The sequence below is a fragment of the Pseudomonas sp. 05N434 genome (genome assembly GCF_056396965.1).
In genome coordinates this window covers 1-12,572 of record NZ_JBFTMK010000482.1, presented here as the reverse complement: position 1 = coordinate 12,572, position 12,572 = coordinate 1, and the positions used below count along the sequence as shown (strand labels likewise).

Sequence of the window (12,572 nt, the reverse complement as noted above, 5' to 3'; positions counted from 1 at the left end):
GTCACGCTCCGAGCCTGGGAGCGACGCTACGGGCTGATACAGCCCACCCGCACCGAAAGCGGGCACCGCTTGTATTCGATGACCGATATCGAGCGTGTCCGCAGCATCCTCGGCTGGATCGAGCGCGGTGTCGCGGTAAGCAAGGTTGGCAAGATACTGGCCAAGACCGAACCGCTCCCGGTGCTGGAGCGGATCATTCCCGACGAGCTCGTTCAAGCCGACTACAGCCAATGGCAGCAGCAGGTCAAGGCGGCAGTGAGTGTTTTTGACGAAGTTCAGCTGGAACACGTCTATGGTCAGATTTTTTCCAGTTATCCGCTGACAGTTGTGTTCCAGGACATCCTGATTCCGATCTGGAAGCTATTGCTACAACGCCATGATGCGTTCGGTCAGACCAGCGAGTGGCTTTTTCTGGATGGCTTTCTGCGGTCTCGAGTATTGCAACGCCTGCTGCTGGTGCGTGTCATGCAGCCGCGACGAGTGATTGTCTGCGCCTTGGCCGACCAATGTCGTGAGCTCGAAGTATTGGTCACGGCGCTCTATCTGAGCAGCATCGATTCGGCTATTCAGTTGTTGGCGATCGGGCAGCCCTTTGATGAGTTGATCTTGGTTTGTGAGAAGATCAAGCCAWGGGCGCTGGTGCTGATTTCCAATCACGCGCCGGCTGCCGAACTGCCTCGACGTTTGAACCGTCTGGCCATGGGCCTGGATTGTCAGCTGTTTCTGGCCGGGGATGCGTCCGACCTGGCGCAAGAAAGTCTGGCCGGGTCGTCGGTGGGTTGCCTTGGAAACGAGGGAGGGGTGATGCGCCAGCGTCTGAAACAGTTCCTGGCGGGAAACCTGGATACCTGAGATTCAAATATGCAAAGCAGGATGGGTCAGGCGATGTTGCTGAAGGATGTACTGACGCAGACGCTCGGTTTCGTCCTTGTCACTCTGGCTCAGCTCGTAGGCGTAGAAACCTTGCTCGGTCTCACGCTCCAGGGTGCCGCGCAACGCAATCCGCTCATAGCCTGACGGGCTGAACCACGCTCATGTGCGGCCAGGCGTGTGAGCAAATCACGGATCTGCGAGCCGCCATTGACCAGCAAACTCGACGTCGCATCCCGCACATTGAGTTGCGGGTTGTGTTGCATGGTCTGGATAAAGTCCAGCTCATCCTGGGTCAGGAGTGCGTCGCGCTGCATGATTTGCTCGAAAGAAATAATTACAAAGTCATCGGTGATTGTAGTAAATGACCACTAATTCGCAGATTGGTTTGATCCGTTCGTCGACTTGAGATCAGCAAGTTCTGCCTGTACCTCGGCCAATTGCGCTTCCAGCTGTGCAACTCGCTGCTGTGCCCTGACCTGAACCGTGACGTCTTTCTGCACACCGACAAAATAGGTTTGTCCGTCGTGCGGGTTTTTTACCGTGGAAAGCGACAGTTCGTTCCAGAACGGGGTGCCGTCCTTGCGGTAATTCCTGAGAATTTCCCGGCAGGAACCGCCATTGCCCAACGCCTGGCGAATCAATGCGAGGGCGGGCTGATCCCGGTCTCCTGCCTGCAGAAAACGGCAATCCTGGTAGAGGATTTCTTCGCTGGTATAGCCCGTCAGGCGTTCGAACGCCGGGTTTACGTAAATCAGGATGTTGTCTTGTTCGCCTTCCTTTTCGGCAATCACGATGCCGTCGTTGGACGCGTCGATCACCATTTGCAGCAGTGAGGCATTGATCATCGCAGAGTCCTTTGCGTATTGATGGGTACGCTGCATTCTAAAAGATCAATGAGGGCTGTGCTGTTAATATCTTGGCCTTTTACTCAGCTTCAGGATCAGATTGATGAAAGTCGCCATCCTTTCCGGCTCGGTGTACGGCACGGCTGAAGAAGTCGCCCGCCACGCCGCAAGTCTATTGAACGCCGCCGGTTTCGAAACCTGGCACAACCCGCGCGCGACACTTGCCGATGTTCAGGCCTTTGGCCCGGAAGCCTTTCTGGCGGTGACTTCGACCACCGGCATGGGTGAGTTGCCGGACAACCTGCAACCATTGTATTCGATGATCCGCGATCAATTGCCCGCCGCCTGGCGTGGCTTGCCGGGTGCCGTTATCGGGTTGGGCGACTCGAGTTACGGCGATACGTTCTGCGGTGGCGGTGAGCAAATGCGTGAATTGTTCGGCGAACTGGGCGTGCATGAAGTGCTGCCGATGTTGCGTCTGGACGCCAGTGAAACGGTAACGCCGGAAACCGACGCCGAGCCTTGGCTGGCGGACCTGGTCAGCGCTCTGCGGGGCTGACCGGCTTTTATTGGCGGCAGTGTTCTGACATGGATCCAGGCTCCCCCACGCACTGACTCGCTCGGCCACCAAGCTGGCTGCCAATGCAACTAGCCGATCTCCGGGGGCTGACTAGACTGCTGTAACGTCAGTGAACATTAAGAACCCAGAACAATAAAAAGAGATCCTTGCCGTGAGCGTAACCCCCATCCAGTCGCCACACAGTCTCCAGGATAAAGTCAGTGCCGCCGAGTGGCAGACCCGCGTCGACCTGGCGGCCTGTTATCGTCTGGTCGCCCTCCACGGCTGGGACGATCTGATCTTCACGCACATTTCAGCCAAGGTGCCAGGCACTGAAGACTTCCTGATCAACCCGTTCGGGATGATGTTCCATGAAATCACCGCGTCGAGCCTGGTCAAGGTCGATCAGGCCGGCAACAAATTGATGGACAGCCCCTACGAGATCAACCCGGCGGGTTACACCATCCACAGCGCGGTGCATGAAGTCCGGCATGACGTCGTGTGTGTGCTGCATACCCACACGGCGGCGGGGGTGGCGGTATCGGCGCAGAAACAGGGCATTTTGCCGATCAGTCAGCAGTCATTGTTCGTGCTGTCCAGCCTGGCTTATCACGCCTACGAAGGCGTGGCACTGAACCATGAAGAGAAGGCGCGGCTGCAAGCCGACCTGGGTGAAAACAACTTTCTGATGCTGCACAACCACGGTCTGCTGACCTGTGGCGGCACCATCGCCGACACGTTCCTGATGATGTTTACCTTTCAGCGCGCCTGCGAGATTCAGGTGCTGGCGCAGAACGGTGGCGCAGAGCTGATCGCCATCGAACCGCAGATTCTGGCGGGCGCCAAGGCGATGATCGCCGGCGTCACCAAAAGTGCTCAAGGGATGGGTGGCGCGCTGGCCTGGCCGGCGCTGCTGCGCAAACTCGATAAACAAGACCCGGGTTATAAACTCTAAATGGCACTCGCCGAAATTCCTCTGTGTGTCTGGCGTAAGCGCGGCCAGACGTTCGTCTTCCGCGGTCAGACCATCCGCTATTGGGCGGCGGGGCAGGGCGAGCCGCTGTTGTTGATCCATGGCTTCCCGACCGCCAGTTGGGACTGGCATTACCTGTGGCAGCCGCTGGCGCAGCGCTATCGGGTGATTGCCTGCGACATGCTTGGCTTCGGCGATTCGGCCAAACCGGTGAACCACAACTACAGCCTGCTGGAGCAGGCCGATCTGCAACAAGCGTTATTGGCGCACTTGAACGTCGAGCAACCCGTTCACGTGTTGGCACACGATTATGGCGACAGCGTGGCCCAGGAGCTCTTGGCCCGGCACTACGAAGCACGCGCTCATATCGCCAGTTGCGTGTTCCTCAATGGCGGGTTGTTTCCCGAAACCCATCGCCCGGTGTTGATGCAAAAACTCCTGCTAAGCCCCTTGGGCTGGATGATCGGGCTAGCTTTTACCCGTGACGCTCTGGTGAAGAGTTTCAAGCAGATTTTCGGTCCGCAGACCCGGCCCACCGAAAGTGAGCTGGATGATTTCTGGAGCCTGGTCGTGCCCGACACTCAAACTAATAGTCCCTGGCCTGCTGGAGTTCCCCATGAATGAGTCTGTGCGCTTCGAAGATAAAGTCGTGATTGTCACCGGTGCAGGCGGCGGCTTGGGGCGAGCGCATGCATTGCTGTTCGCCAAACAGGGTGCCAGAGTGCTGGTCAATGATCTCGGCGGCTCGGCTCAGGGTGAAGGCGCCAATGCATCGGCGGCCGATCGGGTGGTGGCGGAAATTCGTGAAGCGGGTGGCATCGCCGAGGCTAATCATGACTCTGTCACCGACGGAGACAAAATCGTCCAGCATGCCCTTGATACGTTCGGTCGTATCGATGTCGTGGTGAACAACGCCGGCATCCTGCGCGACAAGACCTTTCACAAAATGGACGACAGCGATTGGGACCTGGTTTACCGCGTTCACGTCGAAGGCGCCTACAAGGTCACTCGCGCCGCCTGGCCACACATGCGTGAGCAAAACTATGGCCGCGTGATCTTCACCGCGTCGACCTCGGGCATCTATGGCAACTTCGGGCAGTCAAACTATGGCATGGCCAAACTCGGCCTCTACGGCCTGACCCGCACACTGGCTATCGAGGGCCGCAAGAACAATATCCTGGTCAATGCCATCGCCCCCACGGGTGGCACCCGCATGACCGAAGGCCTGATCCCGCCGCAAGTATTCGAGCAACTCAAACCGGAACTGGTCAGCCCATTGGTGGTGTACCTGGGCAGCGAGCAATGCCAGGAAACGTCGGGGCTGTTCGAGGTCGGTGGCGGCTGGATGGGCAAGGTGCGCTGGGAGCGCAGCCTGGGCGCCGGGTTCGATCCGCGGGTCGGTTTCTCGCCGGAGGATGTGGCGGCGCATTGGCAGCAGATCTGCGATTTCGAAGGCGCGGCGCATCCGAAGGACAACATTGAGGCGCTGAAGGAAATGATGGAGAACTTGCAGAAGTATTCCCTCTGACGCTGATTGCGCGACATCTGGCGGGGCTTGCCTGAGCCCCGTCATCTCCTCCCGACTACTCCCTGCCTGAAAACCTTTCGCCCATAAAAAAGGCCGCTGCAAACGCAGCGGCCAAAGTAAGACGTGGATCCAGGAGCTACAAATCAACGTCAGTGAACACAGGGCGATGAGTCGAAAAAATATGCTTCAAATCATCTGGATTCTGTCGCCAACGGGGTGGTCTATCATCCCCGTTCTTTGTGCTTTCGGGCCGTTTTCCGTGAAAGCCAGGCAAGAATAAGGTATTGATCACAAAGGAAAAATAGCGATTTCTGACATGCACTGTTACAGTCTTGGCAACAGTCTTCGGCTGACCTTTTGTAACAGCTGCCGCTAGCTGCGCCAGCTGTTACACATCCAACTTCAACCATGTCCCATGCACTGCACTGATAACCCTCCATCCAGCCCATCCATACCCCGCGCAAAACCCCGCCCCATGCGGGCCTTCATCCTTTGGAGGTACATCGCGAATACCTCCTTGGTGCGCTTATCGCTCCCGGCGAGCGGCAGTAGGGTGGGGTCTTCTGTCACTCACCGGGGAAGACGCATGACAAAAACAACAATGCGCGCCATCTTCAAACCGCAAGCGCTGGCCGCTGCGGTGGCCTTGGGCTGCTGTGCCCAGGCGCAGGCTGTTTCATTCAACATCGGCRAAATCGAGGGGCAGTTCGATTCCTCGTTGTCCGTCGGCGCGAGCTGGGGCATGCGCGATGCCGACAAGTCGCTGGTGGGTACCGTCAATGGCGGGACAGGCCAGTCTTCGACCGGTGATGACGGACGCCTGAACTTCAAGAAAGGCGAAACCTTCTCCAAGATCTTCAAGGGCATCCACGACCTCGAATTGAAGTACGGCGACACGGGCGTGTTCGTCCGTGGCAAGTACTGGTACGACTTCGAGCTCAAAGACGAAGACCGCGAGTTCAAGCAGATCAGCGACAGCGGTCGCAAGGAAGGCGCCAAGTCTTCCGGGGCGGAGCTTCTCGATGCCTTCGTTTATCACAACTATTCCATCGCCGATCTGCCGGGCACCGTGCGTGCCGGTAAACAGGTGGTCAGCTGGGGTGAAAGCACCTTCATCGGTAACTCGATCAACAGCATCAACCCGGTCGACGTTTCGGCGTTCCGGCGTCCCGGCGCTGAGATCAAGGAAGGCCTGATTCCGGTCAACATGTTGTTCGCTTCCCAGGGCTTGACCGATCAACTCACGGTGGAAGGTTTCTACCAACTGGAGTGGGACCAGACCGTCGTAGACAACTGCGGCACCTTCTTCGGTAACGACGTGGTGGCGGACGGTTGCAACAACAACTACACCGTCGGCAGCCCGGCGATTGCACCGCTTGCACCACTGGCGGCAGCCTTTGGCCAACCTATCCAGGTCACCCGTGAGGGCGTGATCGTGCCCCGTGGCGGTGACCGCGATGCACGGGATTCGGGGCAGTGGGGCGCGGCTTTGCGCTGGCTCGGTGACGACACCGAATACGGCCTCTACTTCATGAACTACCACAGTCRCACACCGACCGTCGGCACCACCACCGCCGGGCTGTCCACATTGGCCAGCCTGCCGGGTATGGTCAGCACTGCCAACCGTCTGGCCCCGGGCAGCGGTTCGGGCCTGGCGCAAAGCGTAATGCTCGGGCGCGGCCAGTACTACCTCGAATACCCGGAAGACATTCGCCTGTACGGTGCGAGTTTTTCCACCACGTTGCCCACCGGCACTGCCTGGACCGGCGAAATCAGCTACCGGCCTAACGCTCCGGTTCAGGTCAACACCAACGACCTGACCCTGGCGTTGCTCAACCCGATCGCCGGCGGCGCGGCATCGCCTGTTGCGACCCGGCCTGGCGCCGACAATACCGGTTACCGCCGCAAGGAAGTGACCCAGGTGCAAAGCACCCTGACGCACTTCTTCGATCAAGTGCTGGGCGCCCAACGGCTGACCCTGGTCGGTGAAGCGGCGATGGTCCATGTCGGTGGTCTGGAGCCGCGGAGCAAGCTGCGTTACGGCCGTGATTCGGTCTACGGCCAGTACGGTTTCGGTGGCGATACCGACGGCTTCGTCACCTCGACCTCCTGGGGCTATCGCGCCCGGGCGATCCTCGATTACGCCAACGTGATTGGCGGGATCAACCTCAAACCCAACCTGTCCTGGTCCCATGACGTCGCCGGCTACGGCCCCAACGGGCTGTTCAACGAAGGCGCCAAGGCGATCAGCGTCGGTGTCGATGCCGACTACCGCAACACCTATACCGCAAGCTTGAGTTACACCGACTTTTTCGGCGGGAATTACAACACCCTGACCGACCGCGACTTCCTGGCGCTGAGCTTCGGCGTGAACTTCTGATCTGGCTGAGAAGGATGATGTTAATGCGCAAGATGATTCTGCAATGCGGCGCTCTGGCACTGAGTCTGTTGGCCGTCAACGTGATGGCTGCGGTCTCGCCGGAAGAGGCCAATAAGCTCGGCACCACCCTCACGCCGCTGGGCGCCGAGAAGGCCGGCAACGCCGATGGCTCGATCCCGGCCTGGACCGGTGGCATCCCGAAAAACGCTGGCGCGGTCGACAGCAAAGGCTTCCTGGCTGACCCGTTCGCCAGTGAAAAGCCGCTGTTCACCATCACCGCTGCCCCCGCAGACCAACGGCAGCTACACGCCGATTCGCTTCGAGGAAGAGATCGCCGTACCGCAACTGATGAAGGACCTGGACCCGGACAAAGCCGCCAATGTGCTGACCTTCTTCAAACAGTCGGTAACCGCGCCGGCGCGGCTGGCGGGTAACGTATTGCTGGTGCATGAAACCCTCGACCAGGTGAAAGAGCCGCGACTGGCGTGGATCTACAACGCCGGTCAACGTCGAGTGCGCCGTGCACCGCAAGTGGCCTACGACGGACCAGGCACCGCCGCTGACGGCCTGCGGACTTCGGATAACTTCGATATGTTCTCCGGTGCGCCAGATCGCTACGACTGGAAACTGATCGGCAAAAAGGAAATGTACATTCCCTACAACAGCTACAAACTCGATTCGCCGAGCCTCAAGTACGATGACGTGGTGAAAGCCGGGCACATCAACCAGGACCTGACCCGCTACGAGTTGCACCGGGTCTGGGAAGTGGTCGGCACGGTCAAGCCGAGTGAGCGGCACATCTACGCCAAACGCCACATGTACCTCGACGAAGACAGCTGGCAAGTGGCGCTGGTGGACCACTACGACGGTCGCGGCCAACTGTGGCGAGTGGCCGAAGGTCACGCCCAGTACTACTACGATCACCAGACTCCGGCCTACACCCTCGAGGCGCTCTACGACATCATCGCTGGCCGATACATTGCCCTGGGAATGAAGAACGAAGAGAAGCACAGTTTCATATTTGGCTTTGACGCCAAGGCTGCCGACTACACACCGTCGGCTCTGCGCGCCGAGGGCGTTCGGTAAGGGTTTTGATACATTGGCATCACAAAAGGCGACCGGTGGGTCGCCTTTTTTATGGGCGCCAATCAGCGCGCTGAATACCTCTCAACAAGCGGGTTGGAGAGGGTTAGGGTTGTCGGACAATTATAAAAAGGCACGCTGCAATGACCGCCATGACCCCGTGTCTGGACCGTTCTGGATTCCTGCCCCGCCTGTCCTCTCATCACTTGTCGCGGGCTCGCTTGACCGAGCCGCTACTGACCTCCACGGCCCGGGTGAAATTACTTTGCGCCCCCGCCGGCAGCGGCAAGAGTGCGCTGCTCGCCGAGTGCCTGTTGCGGGCGCCATCCCGGTGCCGGGTGCATTGGCTGCCCTTGTCTGGCGTGGTGTCGAGCGCGGCCGATTTTCGTCATCGTCTGGCTGAGGCGCTGGGGTTGGCCTCGTCGGGTGAAACCGAATTGCTGAGCAATCTGGCGCGATTGCAGACGCCGACCTGGCTGTTCCTCGATGACTACTGCCGTCTGCCGAACCCGGAGCTGGACTCGTTGCTGGATCGCATGTTGGCGATCGGCAGCCCGATGCTGACCTGGTGGCTCGGCACTCGCCGCCGGCCGCAATGCAACTGGCCACGGCTGTTGCTTGATGATGAATTGTACGAGTGCGAGAGCGCTTTGCTGGCTTTTACTTCAGGTGAAGTGGAGCAGCTGTTGCGTCCCTGGGTGCCGGATCAGGCCAACAAGGTGGCCAGTCGGGTCATCCAGCGCACCGGCGGCTGGTGTGCCGGTGTGCGGATCGCACTGTTGCAGAAGTGCGACTGGTCGCGTCAGGACACTCCCCAGGGACGGGCGGACACTTTGCTCGATTATCTGGAGCACGAGTTGTTCAGCTCGCTGACGCCTGAGTTGAGCGAGGCCTGGCGCGTGCTGGCCCACTTGCCACGCTTCAATGCCCGACTGTGCGATCACCTGTTTGGGGCCGGGGAGGGCGCGCAGTACCTGAGGACCTTGCAAGCACTGGGTTGTTTTATCGAACCCTGGCGCGACTCCACCGACTGGCTGCAGGTTTTCACCCCGTTCACCCAATTGCTGCGCGATGAGCAATGGCCGGCCGGACGCTCCTGGCATCGGCGGGCCTGCCAGTGGTTCTGCGCCGAGCAGGACTGGAAATCAGCCTTCGAACAGGCATTGCTCGCCGAGGAATACGAAGTGGCGGTCAGCCTGTTGCAGCACTTCAGTTTCGAGCATCTGTTCGAGGAGCAGACAGTGGTGCTGTTGTTGCGTCTGCATGAGCAACAAGGCGAGGAGCTGATGCTCGGCTCGCCGCAACTGATCGGGCTGATCACGGCGGCATCGCTGTTTGCGGGGCGGTTTGAGCAAGCCGGAGCCTGTATCGAGCAGTTGTCGCGATTCGTCCCGCAGCCGTCGGCGATTCTGCAACGGCAGCTGATCGCACGGTGGCAGGCCCAGCAGGGTTGGCTGTTGCATTTGCAGGGGCGGATGGAGGGCTCGCGTGCGCATTTTCTCGATGCGCTGAAGGACCTTGGTCCCGAACTCTGGACTGTACGTGTGATGTGCTTGTCGGGGCTGACCCAGCAAGCATTGCTGCGTGGGGAGCTGGAAGTCGCCCAGGCAATGAATCGTGAAGCGTTGTGCCTGGCGCGTGCGCAAGGTTCACTGGTTTTCGAAGGACTGCTGGAACTGGACCATGCGCAATTGCTGGAGCAGCGTGGTGCTCTCCAACGTGCCGAGGACTTGCTTGCCAATGTTCACGCCATGTTCACCAGGCAGCAACGCGATGCCGAACCTTTGCTCGGACGACTGGCGTTGCAGCGTGGCCGTTTGAATCTGTCCCTGGGACGCGATGCACAGGCGAGCGAGTTGTTTGAAAGTGGCTTGCGGACCTGCCTGCGCAATCACGACAAGCGGGTGCTGTACGGTTTTCTGGGGCTTGCGCAATTGGCGGCCAATCAACGTGACTATGACTTGGCATTTGCTCATCTGCGCGATGCTGAACGGTTGATGCAGCAGCGGCAGAGTCCTGACACCGTTTATCGTGGCGTACTGCTGCAAGTCAGCAGCCATTTCTGGCTGCAGCAGGGCCGGCCAGAACTCGCCTGTGAGGCGCTGAGTCGCGTCTTGCGCCACTATCTGGGCCAGGCGCGGCAAGCACCTCCGGCAACTTTGCTGCTGATTGCCCGGATTGAGTACCTGCTGGTGTTGGCCCAAGTCTATTTGCACCGGAGCGAGGCCCCATTGAACATCCTCGCTCGCCTGCTTGATCAGTCGAAGCGCTCCACTCAGTTGACGCTGGAGGTGGAACTGTTGTTCGCCAGGGCCGAAGTCGCCTGGTTGAATAGTGACCTGGTCAGTGCCAACGAGTTTTTACGCAGTGGATTAAATCTGGTGGAGCGATGTGGTTTGCGGCAGGCGCTGCGCGAACTTCAATTACGCCAGCCTGACCTGCTGTCGGCACTGGGAATGACGGAGCCGAACATTGAAGGCGTAAATCAGGATTATGTATTTATGGAAGGTAATAAACTCGAATCGGTTTCAAATAAATTTATCGGCGTAAACGAGGCCGTTGAACAATTGTCCGAGCAATTGAGCCTCATCCCGTCATTTGCGTCTTTGCTACAAGATTGTCTGGCGGAGGACATGTGGCGGTTGGTGCCGGAACTCTATGTTTCCAGGGTGTTTATCAATTATCGCGGTGCTGCGACTGCCCAAGAGCCGACAGGCTCACTGAATAATGTACTGATGGAGTGTCTGCTGCGCGGAAGTGCACCGAATTATAATCCAGACCAATATGGTGTGTACGATTGGCTGAACGATACGGACGAAAGCGCCCGACACGCTGATCTGGATATTGGGACAGTGAGTCAATTTATCGCCGAATTGCTGCGGACGTTGCCTGCAAAGTTTGTCGTGGCGCTGGATCAGTACTGGGCACGTAATATGGGCAACAACGTGATGCGTAAAGGCCTTCTGCGAAGTTATGCAGTCAAACTCTTCTGGCAGGAATTGAATAGCGTAACGCAAGAGGGCGGTGTCACACCGGAAGACGAAAAAAAGATTTTCGCGTTGACCGGTCCTCTGGTTCCCAGCGCATTTTATGGCGTTGCTGTCCAACTGCACGATGGCGTCTTCAAAACATTGGCTTCGGCTTTTGTCATGCGTCTGGATGGTCAGTCGTCAGGGGCGATTGTTCCTGCGGCGGACAGTGCCATGATTTTATATACGGCGAACGCAGGGGTGGAAAAGTTCGCTACGTCGGCAGCGCTGCATCAAGAAGTCCGGAAACGCCTGAGTACGCCAGCGAGTCGTGGCGAATTGCTGAAGGACTTGGCAGTTGAAGACGCGCAGAAGGTCGAGGCTGATCCAGAGATTCGTTATCCACGAATTGATACGGATGTATTCGGTGTTGGCACAGACGCGCTGTTGGCAAAGCAACGTGCTGACATCAGTCGTCAACTCAAGGGGTTGAGTGGCTCGCGCACGGACAAGGAGAATGTGATCCGAGAAGTTAACGCCCTCCTGCCCTTGAAGGAGCTGCTTGAAAATGCGAAACATCGCACCGCCGCGCTGATCAAGTTGATCAGTAAAAATGTGTGGCCTGAATGGTTGAAGCGCAGTAGCGAAAGGGACCAGAAGATTTATGTCGATCTGGAGCGCACCCTGCTTCAAAGTGAAGTAGATCTGCATCAACGAGTGGGTCATGTCGCGTCGCTGAAAGCCTATACACGAAACAGTGTTCAAGACTTTATTTTTCGGCGTGCTGCACTGCATGTCGATCCTGATTTTGTCCTCGTGACCTTGAACTACAATTTCCGTATGGGCGTGAAGGAAATCAGGCATCAAGAAACGAAAACGTTAACCGAACTTTTTATGTACGGTTTGCATGATAAAGCCGCCCGCTATCAGCTCAAGATCAACGGCGAACATGCGCTGGATTTGACCCCTTCATTCATCGAGTCGGCCATCGAAACGCTCGATGTGCGGATGAAGTACGCAGCGCTGCGGAACGCTGCCTATAAAGAGCCAGAAGTACAAGACGCTATCCATGAAAACCTGGCAAGAGTGACGGCCTTGTCGGTATTCGCCGCCGGGCTGCAAGGTCATTTGAAGGTGCAAAGTCTGGATATGGTGAAACGTTGCAATCTCGGCGATACATCATTGACCACTCATGGTCTTTCTTTTCGTGATGATTATCAGGCATTCAAGGAACTCACCGTTTATACGTCTAAAAGCAATGGTGCGCTTGTTCCTTGTGTGTTATATGCGCCAGGCGACTCACCGTTTATACGTCTAAAAGCAATGGTGCGCTTGTTCCTTGTGTGTTATATGCGCCAGGCG

Annotated in this window: 6 protein-coding genes and 4 pseudogenes; 8 read left to right on the top strand and 2 right to left on the bottom strand. The window is 58.0% G+C overall.

What is annotated here, in order from left to right:
* The coding region (locus AC1DLB_RS23950; RefSeq protein ID WP_477785759.1) for a MerR family transcriptional regulator at positions 1-852 on the top strand (852 nt) is incomplete at its 5' end.
* Between the two features lie 3 nt (positions 853-855).
* Here AC1DLB_RS23950 and AC1DLB_RS23945 read toward each other — a convergent pair.
* Together AC1DLB_RS23945 and AC1DLB_RS23940 are read right to left on the bottom strand one after the other, a co-directional pair.
* Positions 856-1,187 (bottom strand): annotated as a pseudogene (locus AC1DLB_RS23945) (hypothetical protein).
* 54 nt (positions 1,188-1,241) lie between these two features.
* Positions 1,242-1,718 carry a PAS domain-containing protein gene (locus AC1DLB_RS23940; protein ID WP_018927172.1) on the bottom strand — a complete coding sequence of 159 codons (477 nt, stop codon included), beginning with the start codon at positions 1,716-1,718 and terminating at the stop codon, positions 1,242-1,244.
* A 103-nt stretch (positions 1,719-1,821) separates the two neighbouring features.
* Here AC1DLB_RS23940 and AC1DLB_RS23935 point away from each other — a divergent pair, with 103 nt between their 5' ends.
* The 7 genes and pseudogenes from AC1DLB_RS23935 to AC1DLB_RS23905 all read left to right on the top strand — a co-directional run.
* On the top strand, positions 1,822-2,277 hold the full coding sequence (locus AC1DLB_RS23935) for a flavodoxin (RefSeq protein WP_064620259.1): 456 nt from the start codon (positions 1,822-1,824) through the stop codon (positions 2,275-2,277).
* Positions 2,278-2,449: 172 nt separating this feature from the next.
* Positions 2,450-3,232: a class II aldolase/adducin family protein gene (locus AC1DLB_RS23930; protein WP_018927170.1), complete on the top strand. Its 783-nt coding sequence runs from the start codon at positions 2,450-2,452 to the stop codon at positions 3,230-3,232.
* Positions 3,233-3,820: pseudogene (locus tag AC1DLB_RS23925) on the top strand (alpha/beta fold hydrolase); the annotation flags it as partial.
* A gap of 46 nt (positions 3,821-3,866) precedes the next feature.
* Positions 3,867-4,778 carry an SDR family oxidoreductase gene (locus AC1DLB_RS23920; protein ID WP_018927168.1) on the top strand — a complete coding sequence of 304 codons (912 nt, stop codon included), beginning with the start codon at positions 3,867-3,869 and terminating at the stop codon, positions 4,776-4,778.
* Positions 4,779-5,364: 586 nt separating this feature from the next.
* Positions 5,365-7,158, top strand: coding sequence for a DUF1302 domain-containing protein (locus AC1DLB_RS23915; protein ID WP_477785758.1), 1,794 nt, complete (start codon positions 5,365-5,367; stop codon positions 7,156-7,158).
* A 23-nt stretch (positions 7,159-7,181) separates the two neighbouring features.
* Positions 7,182-8,244 (top strand): annotated as a pseudogene (locus tag AC1DLB_RS23910) (DUF1329 domain-containing protein).
* A gap of 140 nt (positions 8,245-8,384) precedes the next feature.
* Positions 8,385-10,823: pseudogene (locus AC1DLB_RS23905) on the top strand (winged helix-turn-helix domain-containing protein); the annotation flags it as partial.
* Between the last annotated feature and the right edge of the window lie 1,749 nt (positions 10,824-12,572).

What these genes read in the sequence shown, in the direction of transcription:
- AC1DLB_RS23935 (WP_064620259.1), top strand. Translation starts at nt 1,822, where the DNA reads ATGAAAGTCGCCATCCTTTCCGGCTCGGTGTACGGCACGGCTGAAGAA.
- AC1DLB_RS23940 (WP_018927172.1), bottom strand. Translation starts at nt 1,718, where the DNA reads ATGATCAATGCCTCACTGCTGCAAATGGTGATCGACGCGTCCAACGAC.
- AC1DLB_RS23920 (WP_018927168.1), top strand. Translation starts at nt 3,867, where the DNA reads ATGAATGAGTCTGTGCGCTTCGAAGATAAAGTCGTGATTGTCACCGGT.